Annotated in this window: 22 protein-coding genes; 12 read left to right on the top strand and 10 right to left on the bottom strand. The window is 71.9% G+C overall.

What is annotated here, in order from left to right; all coding sequences use genetic code 11:
- The 6 genes from VMI11_03190 to VMI11_03165 all read left to right on the top strand — a co-directional run.
- On the top strand, nucleotides 1–91 hold a 91-nt coding region (locus VMI11_03190), incomplete at its 5' end, for a phosphatidate cytidylyltransferase (protein ID HTY71410.1).
- Nucleotides 88–1,227 (top strand): 23S rRNA (adenine(2503)-C(2))-methyltransferase RlmN, encoded by a 1,140-nt coding sequence (gene rlmN / locus VMI11_03185; protein HTY71409.1) that lies wholly within the window; start codon nucleotides 88–90, stop codon nucleotides 1,225–1,227. The genes VMI11_03190 and rlmN, both read left to right, overlap by 4 nt.
- A gap of 125 nt (nucleotides 1,228–1,352) precedes the next feature.
- Nucleotides 1,353–2,567 carry a CoA transferase gene (locus VMI11_03180; protein ID HTY71408.1) on the top strand — a complete coding sequence of 405 codons (1,215 nt, stop codon included), beginning with the start codon at nucleotides 1,353–1,355 and terminating at the stop codon, nucleotides 2,565–2,567.
- Entirely contained in the window at nucleotides 2,567–2,971 is a 405-nt protein-coding gene (locus VMI11_03175; GenBank protein HTY71407.1) for a hypothetical protein, read from the top strand. Before VMI11_03180 ends, VMI11_03175 begins: the two co-directional genes overlap by 1 nt.
- A 13-nt stretch (nucleotides 2,972–2,984) precedes the next feature.
- Nucleotides 2,985–3,971, top strand: coding sequence for an NAD-dependent epimerase/dehydratase family protein (locus VMI11_03170; GenBank protein ID HTY71406.1), 987 nt, complete (start codon nucleotides 2,985–2,987; stop codon nucleotides 3,969–3,971).
- 44 nt (nucleotides 3,972–4,015) lie between these two features.
- A complete protein-coding gene (locus tag VMI11_03165) occupies nucleotides 4,016–4,609 on the top strand; it encodes a hypothetical protein (protein HTY71405.1) in 594 nt (197 codons plus the stop codon).
- Here VMI11_03165 and VMI11_03160 read toward each other — a convergent pair.
- Nucleotides 4,564–5,841: an MFS transporter gene (locus tag VMI11_03160; GenBank protein HTY71404.1), complete on the bottom strand. Its 1,278-nt coding sequence runs from the start codon at nucleotides 5,839–5,841 to the stop codon at nucleotides 4,564–4,566. The genes VMI11_03165 and VMI11_03160 overlap by 46 nt on opposite strands.
- 72 nt (nucleotides 5,842–5,913) lie before the next feature.
- On the opposite strand from VMI11_03160, the gene VMI11_03155 reads away from it, so the two are divergent.
- The 3 genes from VMI11_03155 to VMI11_03145 all read left to right on the top strand — a co-directional run bounded on the left by VMI11_03155 (nucleotide 5,914) and on the right by VMI11_03145 (nucleotide 7,762).
- Nucleotides 5,914–6,888 (top strand): aldo/keto reductase, encoded by a 975-nt coding sequence (locus VMI11_03155; protein ID HTY71403.1) that lies wholly within the window; start codon nucleotides 5,914–5,916, stop codon nucleotides 6,886–6,888.
- On the top strand, nucleotides 6,885–7,385 hold the full coding sequence (locus VMI11_03150; GenBank protein HTY71402.1) for a heme-degrading domain-containing protein: 501 nt from the start codon (nucleotides 6,885–6,887) through the stop codon (nucleotides 7,383–7,385). Before VMI11_03155 ends, VMI11_03150 begins: the two co-directional genes overlap by 4 nt.
- Nucleotides 7,386–7,450: 65 nt before the next feature.
- On the top strand, nucleotides 7,451–7,762 hold the full coding sequence (locus VMI11_03145) for a hypothetical protein (GenBank protein HTY71401.1): 312 nt from the start codon (nucleotides 7,451–7,453) through the stop codon (nucleotides 7,760–7,762).
- 242 nt (nucleotides 7,763–8,004) lie between these two features.
- On the opposite strand, the gene VMI11_03140 is transcribed toward VMI11_03145, so the two are convergent.
- The 5 genes from VMI11_03140 to VMI11_03120 all read right to left on the bottom strand — a co-directional run bounded on the left by VMI11_03140 (nucleotide 8,005) and on the right by VMI11_03120 (nucleotide 13,157).
- Nucleotides 8,005–9,180: an acyl-CoA dehydrogenase family protein gene (locus tag VMI11_03140; GenBank protein HTY71400.1), complete on the bottom strand. Its 1,176-nt coding sequence runs from the start codon at nucleotides 9,178–9,180 to the stop codon at nucleotides 8,005–8,007.
- 98 nt (nucleotides 9,181–9,278) lie between these two features.
- Nucleotides 9,279–10,649 (bottom strand): FAD-binding oxidoreductase, encoded by a 1,371-nt coding sequence (locus VMI11_03135; protein HTY71399.1) that lies wholly within the window; start codon nucleotides 10,647–10,649, stop codon nucleotides 9,279–9,281.
- Nucleotides 10,646–11,287 (bottom strand): pyridoxamine 5'-phosphate oxidase family protein, encoded by a 642-nt coding sequence (locus VMI11_03130; GenBank protein HTY71398.1) that lies wholly within the window; start codon nucleotides 11,285–11,287, stop codon nucleotides 10,646–10,648. The genes VMI11_03135 and VMI11_03130 overlap by 4 nt, the downstream gene beginning before the upstream one ends.
- A gap of 5 nt (nucleotides 11,288–11,292) precedes the next feature.
- Nucleotides 11,293–12,687: an aspartate aminotransferase family protein gene (locus tag VMI11_03125; protein ID HTY71397.1), complete on the bottom strand. Its 1,395-nt coding sequence runs from the start codon at nucleotides 12,685–12,687 to the stop codon at nucleotides 11,293–11,295.
- The gene (locus VMI11_03120; protein HTY71396.1) at nucleotides 12,684–13,157 is read right to left on the bottom strand and encodes an Lrp/AsnC family transcriptional regulator; all 474 of its coding nucleotides are present in this window, start codon (nucleotides 13,155–13,157) and stop codon (nucleotides 12,684–12,686) included. Before VMI11_03120 ends, VMI11_03125 begins: the two co-directional genes overlap by 4 nt.
- 239 nt (nucleotides 13,158–13,396) lie before the next feature.
- Here VMI11_03120 and VMI11_03115 point away from each other — a divergent pair, with 239 nt between their 5' ends.
- Nucleotides 13,397–14,848 carry a gamma-aminobutyraldehyde dehydrogenase gene (locus tag VMI11_03115; GenBank protein HTY71395.1) on the top strand — a complete coding sequence of 484 codons (1,452 nt, stop codon included), beginning with the start codon at nucleotides 13,397–13,399 and terminating at the stop codon, nucleotides 14,846–14,848.
- A gap of 181 nt (nucleotides 14,849–15,029) precedes the next feature.
- Here VMI11_03115 and VMI11_03110 read toward each other — a convergent pair whose 3' ends face one another.
- Nucleotides 15,030–16,028, bottom strand: coding sequence for a hypothetical protein (locus VMI11_03110; protein ID HTY71394.1), 999 nt, complete (start codon nucleotides 16,026–16,028; stop codon nucleotides 15,030–15,032).
- Between the two features lie 288 nt (nucleotides 16,029–16,316).
- On the opposite strand from VMI11_03110, the gene VMI11_03105 reads away from it, so the two are divergent.
- Nucleotides 16,317–17,903 carry an amidohydrolase gene (locus VMI11_03105; GenBank protein HTY71393.1) on the top strand — a complete coding sequence of 529 codons (1,587 nt, stop codon included), beginning with the start codon at nucleotides 16,317–16,319 and terminating at the stop codon, nucleotides 17,901–17,903.
- Nucleotides 17,904–17,945: 42 nt separating this feature from the next.
- Here VMI11_03105 and sthA read toward each other — a convergent pair whose 3' ends face one another.
- The 3 genes from sthA to VMI11_03090 form a co-directional block, all read right to left on the bottom strand.
- Nucleotides 17,946–19,370 carry a Si-specific NAD(P)(+) transhydrogenase gene (sthA, locus tag VMI11_03100; protein ID HTY71392.1) on the bottom strand — a complete coding sequence of 475 codons (1,425 nt, stop codon included), beginning with the start codon at nucleotides 19,368–19,370 and terminating at the stop codon, nucleotides 17,946–17,948.
- A gap of 72 nt (nucleotides 19,371–19,442) precedes the next feature.
- A complete protein-coding gene (locus VMI11_03095; protein ID HTY71391.1) occupies nucleotides 19,443–20,408 on the bottom strand; it encodes a pirin family protein in 966 nt (321 codons plus the stop codon).
- 62 nt (nucleotides 20,409–20,470) lie between these two features.
- Nucleotides 20,471–22,108, bottom strand: coding sequence for a PucR family transcriptional regulator (locus tag VMI11_03090; GenBank protein HTY71390.1), 1,638 nt, complete (start codon nucleotides 22,106–22,108; stop codon nucleotides 20,471–20,473).
- A gap of 228 nt (nucleotides 22,109–22,336) precedes the next feature.
- On the opposite strand from VMI11_03090, the gene VMI11_03085 reads away from it, so the two are divergent.
- Nucleotides 22,337–23,023, top strand: a 687-nt coding sequence (locus VMI11_03085) for an aldehyde dehydrogenase family protein (protein HTY71389.1), incomplete at its 3' end; no start/stop codon positions are given.

Genomic DNA, 23,023 nt, shown 5'->3' with positions numbered 1-23,023 from the left:
GCCCGGACACGGCGGGCTGATGGACCGCCTCGACTCGCTGCTGCCGTCGGCGCCGGTGATGTGGCTGCTGCTCGTCGTGTTCCTGTCGTGACCGGTGGCTTCGTGCCCGTCGACGAGCCGGTACGTCCCACACCGGGCACGCTGAGTTTCGACGCCCCGCGTCGGGCGAAGCCGCCGCTCCACCTCGCCGACCTCACGGCGGTCGAGCGTCGGGCCCGGGTCGAGGAGATGGGCGAGCCGGGCTTTCGCGCCGCACAGGTCTCTCGTCACTACTTCGAGCGCTTCGCCGCGGACCCGCAGACGTGGACCGACGTCCCGGCGGCGACCCGGTCGGCCCTGGCCGCGGCGCTGACCCCTGGGCTGCTGGACCTCGTCAAGCACGTGTCGTGCGACGACGGGATGACCCGCAAGTACGTGTGGCGGCTCTTCGACGGCGCCCTCGTGGAGTCGGTGCTCATGCGCTACCCGGGCCGCACGACGGTATGCGTCTCCTCCCAGGCCGGGTGCGGGATGAACTGCCCGTTCTGTGCCACCGGGCAGGCGGGACTCACCCGCAACCTGTCGACGGCGGAGATCGTCGAGCAGGTCGTGGTCGCGGCTCGCGAGCTCGCCCACGGGGAGATACCGGGCGGTCCGGGCCGGGTGAGCAACGTCGTCTTCATGGGCATGGGCGAGCCGCTGGCGAACTACCCGGCCCTGCTCAGGGCGCTGCATCGGCTGAGCGATCCCTCGCCGGACGGCCTGGGGCTCTCGGCGCGCAACCTCACCGTGTCGACCGTGGGACTGGTCCCGCGGATCCACCAGCTCGCCGGAGAGGGTCTGCCGGTCACCCTCGCCGTCTCGCTGCACGCCCCGGACGACGACCTTCGGGACACCCTGGTGCCGGTCAACACCAGGTGGAAGGTCTCCGAGGTGCTCGACGCGGCCTGGGGTTACGCGGACCGGACCGGCCGGCGCGTGTCGATCGAGTACGCCCTCATCCGTGACGTCAACGACCAGGCATGGCGCGCCGACCTGCTCGGGGAGCTGCTGCGCGGGCACCTGGTGCACGTGAACCTCATCCCGCTCAACCCGACCCCCGGCTCGCGGTGGACCGCCTCTCGTCCCCGGGACGAGCGCGAGTTCGTGCGCCGCCTCGAGGCCCACGGCGTTGCGGTGACGGTGCGCGACACCCGGGGGAGGGAGATCGACGGCGCCTGCGGGCAGCTCGCGGCCACGACGGCCTGACTCGGACGCGTCACGGACCTTCCCGGCTGGCGGGGTACTCCGGCCGTCCCCTGTCCGGCCGGAGCCCCCTCCAGGTCCTACCGCGTCACGGCGGCCGGGAAACCTCGGCCGATACCGTGAGCCCCGTGCAGACATCGTCCGGTCCGGGACCCCTCGCGGGGGTGCGCGTGGCGGACTTCTCGCGCGTGCTCGCGGGCCCGTACGCGACCATGCTGCTCGGTGACCTCGGCGCCGACGTCGTGAAGGTCGAGCGCCCTGGGGCCGGCGACGACACGCGGGCCTGGGGCCCGCCGTGGGACGCCGACGGCCGGGCGACGTACTTCGAGTCGGTCAACCGGAACAAGCGGTCGGTGACCCTCGACCTGCGCAGCGAGGAGGGTCGGGCCGCCGCCCGCCGGCTCGCTCTCGCGAGCGACGTCCTCGTCGAGAACTTCGTGCCGGGCACCATGGAGCGCTTCGGGCTCGGCTACGAGGAGCTGAGTCGGGACCACCCGGGGCTCGTCTGGTGCTCGATCACCGGCTTCGGACGTTCGGAGCAGGCTCGCGCCCTGCCCGGCTACGACCTGCTCGTGCAGGCCATGGGTGGCCTGATGAGCGTAACGGGACCGCAGCCGGGCACGCCGACGAAGGTCGGCGTCGCGCTCGTCGACGTCATCACCGGGCTGCACGCCACCGTTGGTGTGCTCGCCGCGCTGCGCCACCGGGAGCGCACCGGCCAGGGCCAGCGGGTCGATGCGGCGCTGCTGGCCAGCCTGCTCTCGGCGATGGTGAACCAGGCGGGCGGGTACGTCGCCGCCGGGGTCGTCCCAGGCATCCTCGGCAACGCCCACCCGTCGATCGCCCCGTACGAGGTCTACGAGACGGCCGACCGACCCATGGTGGTCGCCGTCGGCAACGACGGGCAGTTCGCCGCCTTCGCCGACGCCCTCGGCGTCCCTGGACTGGCGGGGGACGAGCGCTTCGCCACGAACGCCTCCCGGGTCGCGCACCGCCACGAGCTCAACGGCCTGATCGCTCCGCTGCTGCGTCAGCGCGGCGGCGACGCGTGGTGGGACGAGCTGACCCCGCGCGGTGTTCCCTGCGGCCCGGTCAACGACCTGGCCGAGGCCTTCGGCCTGGCGCAGCGGCTCGGCCTCGACCCCGTCGTCGAGATCTCCGGCGGCGCGCGCGCTCAGGCCGCCCGCCAGGTCGCGCACCCGCTGCGGTGGTCGGCGACGCCGGCGACGTACCGGCTCCCCCCGCCCGCCCTCGGCCAGGACACCGCCGCCGTCCTCGAGCAGCTGTCCGGCGTTTCGCCGAGCAGCGTCGCCGAGGCGCCTGACACGGGGCGTGGGTGGTAGTGGACCGCGACGAGCTCTTCCGGGAGCAGGCCGCGGCGCAGGCCCGCCGGGAGGCGCGGGAGAGCGACCAGGCCCGTGCCCTGCTCGCCGGGTTCGTGCGCGAGGCGCGAGCCCGGGGCATCGCGCCCGGCCCGCTGCGCGCGCGCTCCTACCGGGGCAGGACCACCTACGACACCGGTCTGGTGGGCTGGTACCTGCCCCGCGACCGCTCGCTGGCCGTCGACACCGAGGGCCGCTTCTACGTCCTGAACACCCCCGGCGGCCTCCTGGCCCGTGTCCGCGGGGTCACCGTCGTCCCCAGCGACCCGCCGCTGCAGATCGGTCGAGGAGCTCGCGACGGGGAGTCGATGCCGCTGACGGAGCTCCTCGAGATGCGCCTCGCCGGCGGCGACGAGTGGGCCTAGGAAGGGAGTCAGGATGAGAGTGCTCGTGGTCGGCGGGACCCGCTTCGTCGGCAAGCACGTGGTGGCGGCGGCCCTGGCTCGAGGGCACGAGGTCACGTTGTTGCACCGCGGACGCAGCGGCGCCGAGCTCTTCGGCGAGGCCGAGCACCTCTTGGCCGACCGCGACGGCGATCTCAGCGTCCTGGCCGGCCGCGAGTTCGACGCGACGGTGGACGTGTGCGCCTACTTCCCGCGGCAGGTGCGCAGCCTCGCCGCTGCGCTGGGGGATCGAGGCGGCCACTACCTGTACGTCTCCAGCGTCTCGGCCTACGCGGAGACGCCTCCGCGCGGCTACGACGAGACGGCGCCGCTCGCCACGCTGGCCGACCCCGACGTCGATGTCGTCGACGACACGACGTACGGCGGCCTGAAGGCGCTGTGCGAGCAGGCGGCGACCGAGCTCTTCGGCCCGCGCACGCTGCTGGTCAGGCCCACCTACGTCGTGGGGCCGGACGACTACACGTGGCGCTTCCCATGGTGGGTGCAGCGCATCGCGACCGGCGGTGAGGTCCTCGCGCCCGGGCCGGCCGACGACCCCGCCCAGGTCATCGACGGTCGCGACCAGGGGGAGTGGATGGTGCGCCTGCTGGAGGACGGGCGCGCCGGTGCCTTCCACGCGGTGAGCCCCCCTCCGCCGTTCACCTGGGGTGAGCTGCTCTCGGCCGTGGCCGACGCGGTCGCGCCGTCGGGCACGACGTTGACCTGGGTCGACCCGGACTGGCTGCGCGAGCGAGGCCTGGGTGAGGCCGAGTTCCCGCTGTGGGCGGGAGGTTCCGGCGAAGCCGCCTACTCCGCGGCCGACCCCGCGAAGGCGTACGCGTCGGGGTTGGCGCCGCGGCCGCTGGCCGACACCGCCCGCGACACCCTCGCCTGGGTCCGCGAGCAGGGCGGGGCCGCCCAAGGCGCGGGGATCAGCCCCGAGCGGGAGGTGGCGCTGCTCGCCGAGTGGCACGGACGATGACGTCCCGGTCGCGTCCCCGGCACCGTGAGGGTGGCGCGAGCCCGATGCGTTCCTTCGACCCGGAGGTCGTCGGCGACCTGGAGTGCCGGACCTGGGTCCACTACTACCGCCACGAGTGGTGGGCGTTCCTGCGCGCGGCCGTTCTCGTCGTCCGCCACACCTTCGGCCTGTCCTGGCCGCGCACGGTGCAAGGGGCGTGGTGGGTCCTTCGGGCCAACCAGAAGTGGGCACCCGTGCCGGACAACGACCCGGCGGCCGCGAGGGCGTACATGCGCCGCTTCTATGCGATGGTCGCGCGCACGCACAGCGAGAGCTTCGACGTCGACGAGGCGGCCCGGCTCGAGGTCGAGTGGTGGCGAGCCCACCGGGCTGTCCAGCGCGGTGCGTCCGGCCGCGAACCCGCCGGCGTAGAGGCGCTCGTGGTCGCGCTGCAGAGGCTCTACGCGCACACCTACGGCGTTCCCGAGGCGGACGTACGGCTCGCGGCGCAGGAGCGCGCGGAGGCCATGCGGCTCTCCGACGAGTGGGTGGCTGCCGGCAACGACCTGACCAGCCCGCTGGTCGGCGAGGAACGGGCCGTGCTGGTCCGCTCCTACCGCGCGCTCCTCGAGGCGGTACGTCGACCCGGCACGACCTGACCGAGCGGGCGGGCCGCGGAGGCCAGCGCCACGATGGCGACAGCGAGGACCACGAGCACGAGAAGGGCCCGGGCCAGCGTGGTCGCGTCCGCGAGCAGGCCGATGAGCGGTGGGCCGATCAGGAACCCGCCATAGCCGATGGTCGAGACGGCCGCGATGCCGTCGCTGGGGCGACCAGGCGTCTCCCCGCCCGCGCTCATCGCGGCCGGGAACACCAGCGCCGTTCCCATTCCCCAGAGCAGTGTCCCGAGGAAGGCCACGCTGGCCAGCGAGGCCGTGGCCGTCAGCCCGATGCCGGCGACGCAGACCAACCCGGCGAGGCGCAGCGATCCCACCCGACCGACGCGGTCGGTGACCCAGGTGCCGGAGTAGCGGGTCGCCGCCATCGCGAGGGAGAACACGGCGTACCCGGCGGCCGCGACGGCGGCGGTCGTGTGCACGTCGTCGTGCAGGTGCAGGGCGAGCCAGTCCGCGGCTGCCCCCTCCACCGTGGTCCCGCACAACGTGATGAGGCCGATCAGCACCAGGCGGCGGGTGAGCACCGTGCGCCGCGTCCTGCTGGGGCCGCCGCCCTCCACGTCGGTGTCGCTCCCGCCGTCACCGTCGGACGGCGCTGCGGGACCAGTCGCGGCATCGGCGGCCGCCAGCGGCGCCGCGCGCTCGCGGTCGTCGACGAAGCCGCGCAACGCCGGCAGCAGCAGGGCGAAGGTGAGCGATCCGGCCAGGGCGAGGTCGGCGGCCGCCGACAGTCCAGCGTGCGCGGCGAGTGCGCCGAGTCCGGCGCCGACGATGGCCCCCGCGCTCCAACCCGCGTGGTAGCGCGGCATCCACGGGCGGCTCGCCGCGAGCTCGACGGCGCTGCCGTGCACGTTCATCGCCACGTCCCAGGCGCCGTAGAAGCCGCCGTACGCCAGCAGCAGCGCCCCCAGCTCGGGCACGCTTCGCGCCCGCGGGAGGAGGGCGACGAGCACGCACGCCCCCAGCGCGCTCCACACGACGACCCGGCGGCTTCCCCAGCGCGTCGCTGCCCGCCCGACGAACGGCATGGTGAGCAGCGAGCCGGCACCGGCGCACAGGAGGGCGAGGCCGAGGGGCCCGGGCCGGGTGTGCAGCTGGTCGCGCACTGCCGGGATGCGCGCCACCCAGCTCGCCCCGAGCGCCCCGCTGAGCGCGAAGACCGCCCCGGTCGAGAGCGCGGCCCGGACCAGCCGGCGCTCCGAGGTGGGCTCCACTTGACCACCCTGTCAGACCGACGGAGGCTCGTCCTGGTTGCCGATCGGTCGGGCTCGGGCTGGGATGGGGGCATGGACTACACCCACCTCGGACGTACCGGCCTGTCCGTCTCCCGCCTCTGCCTCGGCACGATGAACTTCGGGCCGGTCACCAGCGAAGCCGACTCTCATGCGCTCATGGACCGCGCGCACGAGCACGGCATCAACTTCTTCGACACCGCGAACGTGTACGGCTGGAAGCGCGGCGAGGGCGTCACCGAGCAGATCATCGGGCGCTGGTTCGCCCAAGGCGGGGGTCGCCGCGAGCGCACGGTCATCGCGACCAAGCTGTACGGCGACATGGGTGACTGGCCGAACGACGGCAAGGTTTCCGCGCTGAACATCAGGCGCGCCTGCGACGACTCGCTGCGACGGCTGCAGACCGACTACATCGACCTGTACCAGATGCACCACATCGACCGGGCGACGCCGTGGGAGGAGATCTGGGAGGGCATGGAGGTCCTGCGCCAGCAGGGCAAGATCCTCTACGTGGGCTCGTCGAACTTCGCCGGCTGGCACATCGCCAAGGCCCAGGCCGCGGCGGAGCGACGGCACTTCCTCGGGCTGGTGTGCGAGCAGTCCCTGTACAACCTCATCGAGCGGACCGTCGAGCTCGAGGTGCTGCCCGCGGCGCTCGACTACGGCCTCGGCATCATCCCCTGGTCGCCCCTGCACGGCGGCCTGCTCGGCGGCATCCTGCGCAAGGGCAACGACTCGGTCCGCAGCAAGGAGGGGCGCGCCCGCGACAGCCTCGAGACCCACCGCGAGGCGATCGAGGCCTACGAGGCGTTCTGCGACGAACTCGGTGAACGTCCGGCCGACGTGGCCCTTGCCTGGCTGCTGCACCAGCCCGCGGTCACCGCCCCGATCATCGGGCCACGCACCGCCGAGCAGCTGGACGGATCGCTGCGCGCGGTGGAGATCCACCTCGACGACAAGTCGCTCGCGCGTCTCGACGAGATCTTCCCGGGGCCGGGAGGGACCGCACCCGAGGCCTACGCCTGGTGAGCCAGGAGGAGCCGGGCTGGGTCCCGCTCGACGAGATCGCCGAGCAGGAACGCGCCTTGGTGCTGACCAGGTTCACCAACGACGACGCGTGGGAGCTCGGGTCGTTGCTGGTCTCCCTGGCACGGCAGCGATCCCTGCCGGTGGTGGTGCGCATCAGCCGGGGCGACCAAGTCCTCTTCCACGCGGCGATGCCCGGTACCTCTCCGGACAACGACTCCTGGGTCGAGCGCAAGACGCGGGTCGTGCTGCGCTTCGGCCACAGCTCGCTGTTCGTCGGCCAGCAGGCACGTGACGCCGAGACCAGCTTCGAGGACCGGCACGGCCTCCCGCGGGATAGCTACGCCGCCCACGGGGGTGGCTTCCCGATCACGGTGAGGGACGTCGGAGTCGTCGGTGCGGTCGTGGTGTCGGGGCTTCCGCAGCTTGCCGACCACGCGCTGGTCGTCGAGGCGCTGCGCACGTACCTGCAGCGCGAGACGAGCCCGGCCGCTCCTTGACAGCGGGTCGGCCAGCGGTCGAGGGTCGGCCATGCCCCGTCATCCCACCCTCACCAGGAGCGGACATGAGCGTCATCGTGATCACGAAGTTCCCCGGGGCCAAGGCGTCCACCCTCGAGGCGCTCGTCCAGGGGAAGTACCGGGACATGGCGGTCGGGATCTCGAAGGTGGGTCAGGCGTCCGGAGCGATCCATCACATGTTCATCGAGGACACCGACGGCGGCGCACTCGCCCTCGACGAGTGGGACTCGGCGGAGTCCTACGTCGCGTTCTTCTCCGCGCAGGAGGACATCAAGCAGCTCTCCGCCGAAGCCGGCGTCAACGCGATGCCCGAGTCGAGGGTCTACCGCATCCTCGACACCCCCGACACCTTCTGACCGGCACCTTCCAGCCTCACCCTCACCCTCCCCATCTCCACTTGTGGCGGGTTGCTCGTCACTCACGTCACGTTGATTGACGTCTAGCCCGCCACAAGTCGGGGTGGAGAGGCAAGCGTGCGAGGCGGGGAACGGGTCGGGACGGGCGGGGTACGCGTCGGCAAGGCGGGGTACGCATTGGCAAGGCGGGGTACGCGTCGGCAAGGCGGGGTACGGGTCGGGACAGGCCGGGGACAGGCGGGTCAGCGGAAGGCGGGGATCCCGGTGAGGGCCTGACCCACGACCAGGGTGTGCATCTCGGTCGTCCCCTCATAGGTCAAGACCGACTCCAGGTTGTTCGCATGCCGCATCACCGGGTACTCGCCGGTGATGCCGTTCGCGCCGAGGATGGTCCGCGCGGTCCGCGCGATCTGCAGTGACTCGCGGACGTTGTTCAGCTTGCCCACGCTCACCATCTCCGGACGAAGCGCTCCGGCGTCCTTGAGCCGGCCGAGGTGCAGCGCCAGGAGGTAGCCCTTCTGCCACTCCAGCGTCATGTCGGCGAGCTTGGCCTGGGTGAGCTGGAACGCCGCGATCGGCTGGTCGAACTGCTCGCGGGTGAGCGCGTAGTCGATCGCGGTCTCGAGGCAGTCACGCGCCGCCCCCAGCGCCCCGAACACGATGCCGAAGCGCGCCTCGTTCAGGCACGACAGCGGTCCTCGGAGGCCGGCGACGCCGGGCAGCTGCGCCGAAGCCGGGAGCCGTACGCCCTCCAGGACCAGTTCGGCCGTCACCGAGGCGCGCAGCGACAGCTTGTGGCCGACCTCGCGTGCCGAGAAGCCGGGCGTGTCGGTCGGGACGACGTAGCCCCGGATCCCGTCGTCGGTCTGCGCCCACACGACGGCGACGTCGGCGACCGTGCCGTTGGTGATCCACATCTTGGAGCCGTCGAGCACCCAGTCCTCGCCGTCGCGCTTGGCGCGAGTGCGCATGCCCGAGGGGTTGGAGCCGAAGTCGGGCTCGGTCAGGCCGAAGCAGCCGATGGCCTCACCGGCCGCCATCCGCGGCAGCCACTCGTCGCGCTGCTCGTCGCTGCCGAAGGCGTGGATGGCGAACATGGCCAGGGATCCCTGCACGGACACCAGCGAGCGGATCCCGGAGTCCACCGCCTCGAGCTCGAGGCAGGCCAGACCGTACGCCGTCGCCGACGTACCCGCGCAGTCCCAGCCATGCAGGTGCATGCCGAGCAGCCCGAGCTCGCCGAGCCCCCGCGCGAGCTCGCGCGCCGGGATCTCGCCGGCCTCGTACCACTCGGCGACCTGCGGGCGTACGTGCTGCGCGAGCCAGCGCCGCACCGTGTCGCGGATCTCGCGCTCCTCCTCGGAGAGCAGCCCGTCCAGGGCGAGCAGGTCCACCGGCGACGTCGGCGTAGCGGTCATGCCCCTCATCCTCCTCCTGCGTCGTGCGGCTGCGTCGACGTGCTGCGTCGTGCGGCTGCGTCGTCGTGCTCGTGCGTGCGTGACAGCCGCCGGCCGCGTCACTGGCCGATGAAGCGGCCGAAGGCGGCGGCCAACCGCGACGGCCGGCCCGTACGGGCCTCCTCGTGGTCGGCGGCCGTCATCACCCTCAGGCCCGCGTTGGCCCCGAGCCAGCGCAACGGCTCCGGCTCCCACGGCCGGGAGTGGTGGCCCACCCACGGCAGCCCGGTGCGGGGAGTGTCCTCCCCGAGGACCAGGTCGGCGAGGGTACGCCCGGCCAGGTGCGACGCGCCCACGCCGTCACCGACGTACCCGCCCGCCCAGCCGAGCCCCGTCGTGGGGTCGAGTCCGACGGAGGCGTACCAGTCGCGCGGGACACCGAGCGGGCCGCCCCAGCGGTGGGTGACGTCGACGTCACCGAGCCCGGGGAAGACGTCCCAGAGCACCCGGCGCAGCTCGTCGAAGACGCGCGGGTTGGAGTCGAACGCGGGGCTGATCCGCGAGCCGTAGTGGTACGGCGCGCCGCGACCGCCGAAGGCGATTCGGCCGTCCGCGGTCCGCTGCCCGTAGATGATCAGGTGCCGCTCGTCGGCGAAGGTCGCCCGCTCCCGCAGCCCAGCCTGCTCCCAGAACGACGCGGGCAGCGGCTCGGTGGCCAGCATGAGGGAGTACACCGGCGCCAGCGTCCGCTTGTGCCCCGTCAGCGTCGGTGTGTACCCCTCGGTCGCGCGGATCACGTGCCTGGCACGCACATGGCCGGAGACCGTGCGCACCACGCCCGGCTCGACGGAGCGCACGGTGGTCGCCTCGTGGATGCGCCCGCCGCGTCGCTCCACCGCCAGCGCCAGCCCCCGGACCAGCCGCGCAGGGTGGATCGCCGCACAGTGCGGCGTGTACGTCGCCCCGAGCACGTCGCTCGCCCCGACCCCGGCGCGCGCCTCCCGGGCGTCGAGGAAGCGGTAGTCCTCCGGGCCGAAGCCGAAGGTACGGGCCTCGGCCACGTGCGCCCGCGCCCGCTCCAGCTGGACGGGCGTGCGCGCGAGCACGTACGTGCCGCCCTTGGCCCAGTGGCAGTCGATCCCCTCCTCGGCCACGATCGTGCCGATCTCGTCGACGGTCTCGAACAGACCGCGCTGCAAGGCGATCGCGGCGTCGCGCGAGGAGGTCCTCGCCACCTTCGCCCACGACGACGGGAACAACGCCGAGCACCAGCCGCCGTTGCGGCCGGACGCGCCGAAGCCGGCGACCTCGCGCTCGAGCACGACGACGTCGAGGCCGGGTCGTTGGCGGAGCAGGTGGTAGGCGGTCCAGAGGCCGGTGAAGCCGGCGCCGACGATGGCGACGTCGGCCTCGCGGTCGCCGTCGAGGGCGGCTCGTCGGGGTCCGCTCAGCTCGGGTGGCAGGGTGTCCCACCACAGGGACGTCGTCATCGGCTCCACGCTCGCACGTAGTCGGGGACCTCCTGGGCCGACCGGAGGTCCGGGGCGTCGACCGGCTCGCCGAAGACCTCGCGCAGCGGTACCACGCCGGCCCACACCGGCAGGTCGAGGTCGTCGGGGTTGTCGTCCGGCGGGGCCTGGCTGACCTTGACGCTGGCCTCGTCGAGCGGGAGCGCCAGGACGTTCGTCGCGGCGAGCTCCTTCTTGCTCGGCGAGCGGGCGTCGCGGCGCCGACCCGGCATGAGGTGGTCGCTGATCACGTCGAGCGCGGCCAGCTTCTCCTCGGCCCGCAGGACCTCGCACCGGCCAAGCACCATCACGCTGCGGTAGTGCATCGAGGACTCGAAGAGCGAGCGCGCCACGACGAGGCCGTCGAGCAGGGTCACGGTCAGGCACGTCGGCGCGCCCTGGGCGAGGGCGAGGAAGAGCCGCGAGGCCGTCGAGCCGTGGAAGACGACGCGCTCCCCCTGGCGGGCGTACCCGACGGGGACGACGTACGGCTGGCCCTCCCGGTCCACGACCGACACGTGCGCCACGAGTCCCGCGTCCAGGATCGCGTGCATGACGGCTCGGTCGTGGACCGCCTTCTCCGGCAGGCGTCGGACGCGCGTCCGCGCCGTGACGCCCACCTGGGTCAGAGGACGCCCTCGGCGCCCTTGAGCACCTCGCGCAGGATCTGCTCGATCTCGTCGAACTCGGGCTGCCCGATGATGAGCGGCGGAGCCAGCTGCACGACCGGGTCGCCGCGGTCGTCCGCCCGGCAGTAGAGGCCGGAGTCGAACAGCGCTTTCGACAGGTAGCCCCGCAGCAGCCGCTCGGACTCGTCCTCGTCGAAGGTCTCCTTGGTGGCCTTGTCCTTGACCAGCTCGATGCCGTAGAAGTACCCCTCGCCGCGGACGTCGCCGACGATGGGCAGGTCCAACAGCTTCTCGAGGGTGCCGCGGAAGGCGCCCTCGTTCGCGCGCACGTGCTCGTTGATGCCCTCGCGCTCGAAGATGTCGAGGTTCGCGAGCGCGACCGCGCACGACACCGGGTGCCCGCCGAAGGTGTACCCGTGGGCGAAGTACGTCGTCCCGTGGCGGAACGGCTCGAAGAGGCGCTCCGAGGCGATCATCGCGCCCAGCGGCGCGTACCCGGACGTGATGCCCTTCGCGCACGTGATGATGTCGGGGGTCACGCCGAACCGGTTCATCGCGAACATCTCGCCGATGCGGCCGAAGGCGCAGATCGTCTCGTCCGCGACGAACAGCACGTCGTGCTTGTCGCAGATCTCACGTACCCGCTGCAGGTACCCGGGTGGGGGAGGGAAGCACCCACCCGAGTTCTGCACGGGCTCCAGGAACACCGCCGCGACCGTGTCGGGCCCCTCGAACTCGATGGCCTCCTCGATGCGGTCCGCCGCCCACCGGCCGAAGGCCGCCTCGTCGTCCTCGTGCGCCGGTGCCCGGTAGAAGTTGGTGTTCGGGACCTTGAAACCGCCGGGTACGAGCGGCTCGAAGTACATCTTCGCTTCGGGGATGCCCGTGATCGACAAAGCGCCCTGCGGCGTCCCGTGATAGGCGATCGAGCGGCTGATGACCTTGTGCTTCAACGGCTTCCCGGTGAGCTTGAAGTACTGCTTGGCGAGCTTCCACGCGGTCTCCACCGCCTCGCCGCCGCCGCTGGTGAAGAACACGTGGCCGAGATCCCCGGGGGCGTAGTCCGCCAGTCGCTCGGCGAGCTCGATCGCCTTGGGGTGCGCGTAGGACCACAGCGGGAAGAACGCGAGCTCGGAGGCCTGCTTCGCGGCGGCCTCGGCCAGCTCGGTACGGCCGTGACCGATCTGCACGGTGAACAGCCCGGCCAGGCCGTCGAGGTAGCGCTTGCCCTGGTCGTCGTAGACGTACGCGCCGTCGCCACGGACGATCACCGGCACGTGGTGACCCTGGTGATAGACCGAGTGGCGCGTGAAGTGCATCCACAGATGGTCTGCGGCGCGATCTGCGAGCCGGTCTTCCCCGGCCTCTTCGAAGCCCTGCGGAGTGGTCATCTCGTACCCCATGTGTAGATCTGTTTGCGGAGCTTCAGGTAGACGAAGCTCTCGGTGGACAGGACTCCCGGGATGGCCCGGATCCGCTTGTTGATGATCTCGAGCAGGTGGTCGTCGTCCTCGCAGACGACCTCCACCAGCACGTCGAAGCTGCCGGCGGTGAGCACGACGTAATCGATCTCGCTGAACGACGCGAGCTTGTCCGCCACGGACTCGCTGTCCCCGTCGACCCGGATACCGATCATGGCCGCGCGGGGGAACCCGACGGTCAGGGGGTCGGTGACGGCCACGATCTGCATGACGCCCGCCTCGAGCAGGCGCTGGACGCGCTGGCGAACGGCCGCCTCGGAGAGGCCGACCGCCTTGCCGATCGCGGCGTACGGGCGTCGCCCGTCCTCCTGGAGCTGTTCGATGATCGCCTTGCTGACCGAGTCGAGGGGCGCACTTCCGTTGCGCTCGGACCTCGGCATGACGGGCATTCTCGGGGGCCGGACCCGGCGAACGCAAGCGAATCCGAATCTCAGCAACGTCAGGATTGCGCATTCCGTGGCCGAGACGGGTCGGGCCTGTCGTCTTCGGCAGTCCGGGGCTAGGCTCCGCCCAGGCGAGGTCCGCCGGCGAGAAGCGACCGGTGGCCGAGCGAACGGGCGAGCAGGCGGGCCAGCCAATGGGCCAGCGAACAGGCGAGCGAAGAGGAAGGACGAGCGGCGTGAGCGACAAGCGCGAGCTGCGCAACGTGGTCGACGGCAAGAGGGTTCCCGCCACCGACGGTCGGAGCTCCGACCTGATCAACCCCACCACTGGGGAGGTCTTCGCCTCGGCCCCGGTCTCCTCACCGGAGGACGTGGACCGGGCCTACCGGGCGGCCGCCGAGGCCTTCGAGTCCTGGCGGGACTCGACCCCCTCCGAGCGCCAGAAGGCACTACTGGCGATCGCGGACGTCCTCGAGGACAACGCCGAGGAGCTCATCGCGCTGGAGAGCGAGAACACCGGCAAGCCGATCGGGTTGACCCGCTCGGAGGAGATCCCCCCGATGCTGGACCAGATCCGCTTCTTCGCGGGCGCCGCGCGGGTGCTCGAGGGCCGCTCGGCCGGGGAGTACATGGCGGGGCACACCTCGATCATCCGACGCGAGCCGATCGGCGTGATCGGGCAGGTCACCCCCTGGAACTACCCGATGATGATGGCGGTCTGGAAGTTCGCGCCCGCCCTCGCCGCCGGCAACACCATCGTCTTGAAGCCCTCGGACACCACGCCGGTGACGACGGTGCGCATGGCCGAGCTCATCAACGACGCGGGCATCGTGCCGCCAGGGGTCTTCAACGTCATCTGCGGTGACCGCGACACGGGTCGCTCGGTCGTCGAGCACCCCGTCCCGCAGATGGTGGCCATCACCGGGTCCGTCCGCGCCGGCATGGAGGTCGCCGGCTCGGCCGCCAAGGACGTCAAGCGGGTGCACCTCGAGCTCGGCGGCAAGGCGCCGGTCGTCATCTTCGACGACGCCGACATCGAGGCCGCGGTCGAGGCGATCTCGGTGGCCGGGTACTTCAACGCGGGCCAGGACTGCACCGCCGCGACGCGGGTGCTCGCCGGTCCCGGGGTGTACGACGACTTCGTCGCAGCGCTCACCGAGGCCGCGAAGAGCACCGCGACCACCTACCACAAGGGCCCGCACGACGAGGACGCCCTCGTCCCGCCGGTCAACAATGCCAACCAGCTGGCCCGGCTCACCTCGTTCTTCGAGGACGTGCCGTCACACGCTCAGGTCACCACCGGCGGGCACCAGCAGGGCGACCGCGGGTACTTCTTCGAGCCCACCGTCGTGTCCGACCTCCGGCAGGACGACCGGTTCATCCAGGAGGAGATCTTCGGTCCCGTCATCACCGTTCAGCGCTTCAGCGACGAGGCCGAGGCGCTGCGGTGGGCCAACGGGGTGCAGTACGGCTTGGCCTCCTCGGTGTGGACGAAGGACTTCGGGCGTGCGATGCGGATGGCCAAGCGGCTGGACTTCGGCTGCGTGTGGATCAACACCCACATCCCGCTCGTCGCCGAGATGCCCCACGGCGGGTTCAAGCACAGCGGCTACGGCAAGGACCTGTCGATGTACGGCCTGGAGGACTACACGCGCATCAAGCACGTGATGGCCAACATCGAGAGCTGACCTGACGAGGCTGGCGCCCGGTCCCGCGTGTGCGGGGCCGGGCGCTGCCATGTCGTGTCAGCCGGCCGAGGACTCGCGTGACGAACGCGTCGGGCGCGGTCGCCGACTGCCATACTGCGCGGTGTGTCACAAGCCCTGATCGGCGTGCGGTCATGGGGAGTGGGCCGCCTGAGGGGGCGGATCAGGGGCTCGTTGAGGTCGCAGTCGTACTGACGGAGAGCATCCGGTGTCGATTCGCCCTGTCGTTGGAGTCCGACACCCACAGCGTGCCGTGCGCCAACGTGACGCCCACGAAGTCGAAGGGGTCGGGCGTGGTCAGCACCGCGGCGACCGTTTGTCCGTTCAGGTCGAGTTGCGTCAACGGTGTCGCGCCTGACGTTGCGACCCAGGCCTGATTACCGGACGTCGTCAGGTCACCCTTGTAGTCAGGCCTCAGGTCGAAGGCGGAGCGCACGGTGAGACTGTGCGGGTCGACCTCAGCGACGCCCCGGTAGCCGCCGATCAGCAGGTGCGTGTCGACGGCCACGTACGACCCGCCGGGCCACGACACGGTTCCACTGATCGAGCGCGAGACTGGGTCGACCTTGACGAGACCGAGAAGGTGGCAGGCGACCCAGACCGCGTCCAGGCCGACGGCGACGTTGTCGCACCCGGGCACCGGCATCTCGATCGGAGCTCCCACCTCCTTGCCGGTGGCGGCATCGAGCGTGTGGAGCGCCGTACGGTCCTCTCCGAGCAACCACAACCGACCGGCCATGGCGGGAATGCGCAACTGATCGTGGTAACCGTCGAAGGAGACCTGGTGCGAGATGCGACCCTGTGGCGTCAGACGGATGTAGGTCCCCGGCCGTCGGCACACCCATAGCGCGTTCTCGGTTGCCCCCATTCCCTCACATCCGGGGACGGGCGCCGGTCGGTCGGTCGGATACGTCTGCTCGAGCTTGCCTGTCGTTTCGTCGATCCTGACCACATCGCCCGGACCGGTCTTCGCCCAGACCGACCCAAAGGCGACGATGGGTATCCCGACCCTGCCCGCCTGTGTCACCGTCCGGATCCGTTGGGCGAGCGGGATCTTCTGGGCGCCGGCAGCACTGATCGGCGTCGGGGTGGCGGCTGTCGCACTCGGCGAAGCGGACTTCGGTGAGGTGACGTCATTGCACGCGCACACGAGCAGCGCCACGCATGCCGATACCGCTACCCGCACGACCCGTCGCTTCCCGCACGTGCTGCGGGGTCGGCGAGGCACCCGAGCACCGCACGCCCGTGGGCTTCGCGCATTCATCGTTCCCGGTCCCACCGACGCATCATGGCGCAGCGAACATGCCGAGCGGGATGGTCCAAGGCCGCGGGATCGCCGGGCGGGCTGGCTGGGTCGGGCTCCGAGTGGAGGACCCGCAGTTCGGCTCGCACCCGCCCACCTTCCCCTGCCCGCCACCCGTACACGCGAGGCGTCGGTAGCGTCGCCCCCGTGAGCGCCGATCTCCTGCTCGTGGCCGGGACCGTTCGGACGATGGTCGACGAGCGCCCGCTGGCGAGGGCCGTGGCGGTGACAGGCGGAGGGATCAGCGGACTCGACGACGACGCGATCGCCCTGTGGGGCCCGGCTACGGAGGTCGTCGACCTGGGCGACGGCGTGCTGCTGCCCTCCTTCGGCGACGGGCACATCCATCCGCTCTGGGGCGGGGTCGAGCTCGACTGGGCGCCGGTGCGTGCCTGCGCGTCGGTCGCTGAGGTCCTCGACGTGGTCCGCCGGTACGCCGCAGAGCGACCTCACGACACCTGGATCCTCGGCGGCTCCTACAGCCCGTCCCTCACCGCCGACGGGATCTTCGACGCCACCTGGCTGGACACGGCCGTCGCGGACCGTCCCGTCCTCCTCGAGGCGAGCGACCACCACTGCGCGTGGGTGAACTCGGCCGCGCTGCGGCTGGCGGGCATCGACGAGCGAACACCGGATCCGCCGTCCGGGACGATCGCGCGCCGCGCGGACGGGACGCCGATCGGGACGCTCGTGGAGTGGAGCGCGGTCGACCTCGTCCGGCGACTGGTGCCGCCCCCCACCGAGGCGCAGCGCCGGGCAGGGCTGCTCGCCGCGGCTCGGCTGCTGGCCGCCTCGGGGGTGACCTGGCTGCAGGAGGCGGCCGCGTCGGTCGAGGACCTGCGGACCTACCTCGCCGTCAGCGGCGAGTTGCCGATCCGCGCCAACGTCGCGCTGCGGGCCGATCCCGGTAGGTGGCGGGACGACCTTCCGCGTTTCGTCGCCGCTCGGGACGAGGCCAGCGACGGCGTCGTGTCCGCGAGGACGGTGAAGTTCTTCGCGGACGGCATCATCGAGGCGGGGACGGCGGCCGTGCTCCAGCCCTACCTGGAGCCGGCGCACAGCTGCGGGCTGCCGGTGTGGGACCCGGCCGAGCTGGGGGAGGCGGTGGCGGCCTTCGACGCGCAGGGCTTCCAGGCGCACATCCACGCGATCGGGGACGCGGGCGTGCGCGTCGCGCTCGACGCCTTCGCCCATGCGGCCCGGGTGAACCCGCCCCGTGTGCGGCGGCCGGTCATCGCGCACACCCAGCTCATCGACCACGCCGACCTGCGCCGCTTCGCCGACCTGGGGGTGGTGGCGAACTTCGAGCCGCTCTGGCACTGCCTCGAGCCTGGGCTGCGCACCCTCGTCCTGCCTCGTCTCGGCGCGCGTGCCGTGCTGCACTACGCGACCGGGTCGATCCTTCGCTCCGGGGCGCGGCTGTCGTTCGGCAGCGACTGGCCCGTGTCGTCCTACCGCCCGCTCGACGGCCTGGCGGTCGCCGTGACCCGGTCGTACGCGGGAGGCCCGGCCTGGCTGCCCGAGGAATGCGTGACGCCGCGGGACGCGTGGCGCGCCTACACCTCCGGTGTCGCCCACCAGGCCTTCGAGGAGGACCGGTGGGGGCGCATCGCCGTCGGGTGCCGCGCCGACCTGGTCGCCCTCGCTACCGACCCCTTCGGCGTGGACCCGCGCGAGTGGCCGCACCTCCCCGTGACGGGGACGTGGCTGGCCGGCCGGCAGACGTACGGCTGACCCCAGCCCGCCACCCCTCGCCTGCCCGGGATCGGGGTGGGGTTACGAGGTGGTCCAGCCGTTCATCCGGTCGACGGCACGGATCTTGTTGACGGCGTCGAGGGCCGCCACCTTGTACGCCTCCGACAGCGTCGGGTAGTTGAAGACCGTGTCCACCAGCTGGTCGACGGTCCCGCCGCAGGTCATGACGGCCTGCCCGACGTGGACCAGCTCGGTGGCCTGGGTGCCGAAGACGTGCACCCCGAGCAGCAGACGCGTCTCGGTCGACACGAGGAGCTTGAGCATCCCGTAGGTATCACCGACGATCTGGCCGCGCGCGAGCTCGCGGTAGCGGCTGATGCCGACCTCGTACGGCACTGACGAGCGGGTGAGCTGGTCCTCGGTCTGCCCGCAGAAGCTGATCTCGGGGACGGTGTAGATGCCGATCGGCTGCAGGGAGATCAGGCTGTTGAACGGCTCCCCGAACGCGTGGTAGGCCGCGAGGCGGCCCTGCTCCATCGACGTCGCGGCGAGAGCCGGGAAGCCGATGACGTCACCGACCGCGTAGATGTGGTCGACGGCGGTACGGAAGTCCGGGCCGACCTTGATCCGGCCGCGGTCGTCGGCCTCCAGCCCGGCGGACGCCAGGTCCAGCTCGTCGGTCGCACCCTGTCGACCGGCCGAGTACATGACCGTGTCCGCCGGGATCCGCTTGCCGCTCTCCAGGGTCGTGACGGTGCCCTGCGAGCCGGTCTCGACCTTCGCGACGGTCTCGCCGAACCGGAAGGTCACCGACAGGTCGCGCAGGTGGAAGCGCAGACCGTCGACGATCTCGGAGTCGACGAAGTCGAGCATGCGCTCGTTGCGCTCGACGACGGTCACCTTGGTTCCGAGGGCGGCGAACATCGACGCGTACTCGATGCCGATGACGCCGGCGCCGACGACCACCATCGTGCGCGGCACTCGTTCCATCAACAGGATGCCGTCGCTGTCGATGATGCGTTCCTCGTCGAACTCGACCTGCGTCGGGCGGGCGGGGCGCGTCCCCACCGCGATGATGATCACGTCTGCGGAGTAGCGGCGGTCGTGGTCGCCGTCGTGCGGCCGCACGGCCACGGTGTGCTCGTCGACGAAGCGCGCGGTCCCGTTGATCAGGTCCACGTCGTTGCGGAACAGCTGGCTGCGGACGATCTCGATCTCACGGCCGATGACGTGCGTGGTGCGCGCGAGCAGGTCCTGCACGGTGATGTCCTGCTTGACGCGGTAGTTCTGCCCGTAGAGGTCGCGCATGTTCATGCCCGTCAGGTAGAGCACGGCCTCGCGCAGCGTCTTGGACGGGATGGTCCCCGTGTTGATGCACACCCCGCCGACCATGTGGCGCCGTTCGACCACGGCCGCCTTCTTGCCCAGCTTGGCCGCGGCGATCGCCGCGCGCTGACCCCCGGGGCCCGAACCGATCACGAGCAGGTCGTAGTGCGGGTCGCTCATGGCGCCTCTGCCTTCCCGGTACGTCTCGCGTGACCGACATGCCCAGGGTAGAGGCCGCGTGCTACGCGCGGATCAACTCGACAGATGCGTGACCGGGACCTGCCCCAGCCGCCCGGCGGCGAAGTCCGCGAGCGTCTGGGCGATCTCCTCGTGGGTGTTCATGACGAAGGGTCCGTAGTGGGCGATGGGCTCGCGGATCGGCTGCCCGCCGAGGAGAAGGACCTCGAGGGTCTGCCCTGGCCCCTGCATACGGTCGTCGGCCCGCACGCTCACGACCTCGCCCTCGCCGAGGAGGGCCAGCTGTCCCTCGCGGAGCGGGGCGCGGTCCGGCCCGGTCGATCCGCTGCCCGACAGCGCGTACACCATCGCGTTGAAGTCAGACCGCCAGGGCGTCCGGAGCTGGGCCCCGGGCTGCAGGGTCGCGTGGGCCAGCACGATGGGGGTCCAGGTGATCCCTGGGCCGGCGCACCCACCGAGGTCACCGGCGATGACGCGGACCAGCACGCCGCCGTCGGCGGAGCTGAGCAGGCTCACCGCAGATCCGCGGATGTCCTGGTAGCGCGGCGGGGTCCACTTCAGCGAGCGCGGCAGATTCACCCAGATCTGGACGCCATGGAACAGCCCGCCGCGCACCACGAGTTCCTCGGGGGGCGTCTCGATGTGCAGCAGGCCGCTGCCCGCCGTCATCCACTGCGTGTCCCCGTTGCTGATCAGGCCGCCGCCGCCGGTGGAGTCCTGGTGCGCGAACGCGCCGTCGATGATGTAGGTGACGGTCTCGAAGCCGCGGTGCGGGTGCCAGGCCGTGCCCTTGGGCTCGCCGGGGGCGTACTCGATCGCTCCCATGTGGTCGAGGAGCAGGAACGGGTCGCTCTCCGACAGGTGCAGCTTGCCGGGGAAGGGCCGACGGACCGGGAAGCCCTCACCCTCGAGGGTCGAGATCCCGGTCACCACGCGAAGCGTCTCGCGCTCCTCGGCGGCGGCGTCCGGCTCGGCCAGGCGCGGCAGGACGGCGAGGTCGGCGGGGGTGACGGCGGGCACGGGGCCTCCCGGTGGCTCGGGGTCGCTCCGCAAGTGGTCTGCGCGAGTATTACAGCATTCAACTACCTTGGGTACATTCCCGAACGGACGGCGTCGATGGCCAGGACGGCGACGTGCAACGACAGGCAGGACTCCACGTCGTCGAGGTCGGCACCGAGGATCTGCTCGAGGCGGGCCAGGCGCTCGTAGAAGGCGGGACGGGACAGGTGCGCGGCGGCGGCGGCCGCCGACTTGTTCCGCCCGGCGCCGAGATAGGTCCGCAGGATGCCGAGCAGGTCCGAGCGGTGGGCCGCGTCCCAGGACAGCAGCGGACCGAGCTCGCGTTCGACATAGGTCTGCAGCCTGGCGTCGTCGCGCAGCAGGTGAAGCAGGCCGCGCAGCCGTACGTCCGCCAGGCGGTGCACCTGCCGACCCGGCTCTCGCACCGCGGCCTCGGCGACGTGGACCGCCTCCAGCACGGAGCGGCGCAGCTCACGCAGATCCGACACCACCGAGCCGACGCCGACCACCCCGGGCCGCGGCGTCCCCTGGCGCAGCCGTTCCGCGAGCTCGTCAACTGCGGCGTCAGCCCGAGCCGTGCTCGCCGCGCTGATGAGGACCCCGACGCCGTCGTCCACCGGGGCGACGAGGGCCATCAGCCGCGCCTCGCGCACCGCCGCGGCAGCTGCTTCGGCGAGGTCGCGCAACGCCTCCTCCTCGAGGATCACCGACGGCTCGGCGGCGACCTCCGGTAGCAGGACGAGCGCGACGACGTGGCGGCGGTCGAGCGGAACCCCCAGCGCCTTGGCCCGTACCGCGATCTCCTCGACCGGCAGCGCATGGTGGAGCACCGCCGAGAGCAGCACCCGATGGGCCTGGCGCTCCAGGGACTCCCTGTCCCGGTCCAGGAGACGATTGAGGGCCAGCGCCTCCGCGGCGCGCTCCAGGAGCATCGCGTCCCGTACGTCGGGCACGGCGGAGTGCTCCCCGCCCGATCCGTCCGACACCAGCACGAGCCGGCCCCAGTCCGTCCCGCGGGCGCCCACCTGGCTGACCACCCAGCCCGAAGCCGGGTCCCGCCCGGTCCGGCCCGCGCAGCGGACCCGGCGGGAGCGGGCCTCCCAGTCGGCGAGCACGTCGGCCGGCGACTGCCCGGCAGCGTCGTAGGCCAGGACCTGGTGGGTGAGGTTCTCCAGCACCACCGGCCGGTGCGCCAGGCGGGCGGCCTCCCGCACGACGGTCGTGGCATCGGCGCCCTCGACGGCCAGCTCGGTGAAGGCCCGATGCAGCTCCTCGGAGGCCCGGAGCTCGAAGAGCTGGGCGTCGGCCACCAGCTGGTGGACGGCCTCGGTGATCTCCACGAACCGGGTCTCGTGGGCGAGCACCACCAGGGGAAGTCCCTGCTCCCGTGCGGCGGACACCAGGGCGGGCGGCAGGGCGTCGACGTAGCGGCGTCCGAGCTCGACGACCACCCCGGCGGCGTCGGCGGCGACCAGGCCGGCCACGTAGGCGCGCAGCCCGGCCGGGTCGTCGGGGAGGGCCATCCCGGTGGTCAGCAGCAGCTCCCGCCCGCGCAGGAGCGAGCCGATGTCGACCACCTCGGCCACGTGCGCCCAGCGGACCGGGCGGTCCAGCGCCTCGGCGCCCGCCACGACCTCGGGCGCCCCTCGGCGCACCACCGGGAGCGCGAGGACCGCGGACAGTGTGGGGAGAGCGGCCACGGTCGCAGTGTGTCAGGTGGTTGCGCTTGCTGGGTGACAGGCTGGAAGATCCTGCCGGATGGTCGGACGTCGTGTCGATTCCGTCGTCAATTGATCTTCCGGCGACGGAATCGCTTGGCGAATGCCTCGTGCTGTGTGAGGATGCCCATTCCTCGTGATGGATGACGGAGGTGGTCGGTGGGCTCCCCGCCCGGGATCGTGGGGTCCTGCAGCGTCGGTGGGCGCAGGGTGGACGGAACGTCCGGCGAGCGGATCGAGCTTCTCGACCCCTCCGACGGTCGGTCGCTGGCCAGCCTCGCGCTGGCCGGTCCAGACGACGTCGACGCGGCCGTCGAGGCCGCTCGACGCGCCCTCCCCGAATGGTCGCGGGCGACGCCGGCCGAGCGTGGCACGGCCCTGCTGGCGCTCGCGCGACTGCTCGAGGAGCGCTCGGCGGACCTGGCCACCGTGGAGTCCCGCCAGGCCGGCAAGCCGATCCGGCTCTCCTCCGGTTTCGACGTCCCGGGCACCGTCGACAACACCATCTTCTTCGCGGGGGCGGCCCGCACCCTCGAGGGCAGGGCGGCGGGGGAATACTCCGCGGACCACACCTCCTACGTCCGCCGCGAGGCGGTCGGCGTCGTCGGGTCGATCGCCCCGTGGAACTACCCGCTGCAGATGGCGGCGTGGAAGGTGCTGCCGGCTGTGGCCGCCGGCAACACCATCGTGCTCAAGCCGGCCGAGATCACCCCACTGACCGCGCTGATGCTCGCCGACGCCTGCCACGACGCGGGGGTGCCGGACGGGGTGGTCAACGTGGTCACGGGGACCGGGCCGGTGGCCGGTGAGCACCTGGTGTCCCACCCTGACGTCGCGATGGTCTCCTTCACCGGGAGCACCGGGGTGGGCCGTCGCGTGATGGGCCTCGCGGCCGGC

The sequence above is a fragment of the Actinomycetes bacterium genome (genome assembly GCA_035506535.1).
Lineage (GTDB): Bacteria > Actinomycetota > Actinomycetes > DATJPE01 > DATJPE01 > DATJPE01.
This window is presented reverse-complemented; position numbering and strand designations above follow the sequence as displayed.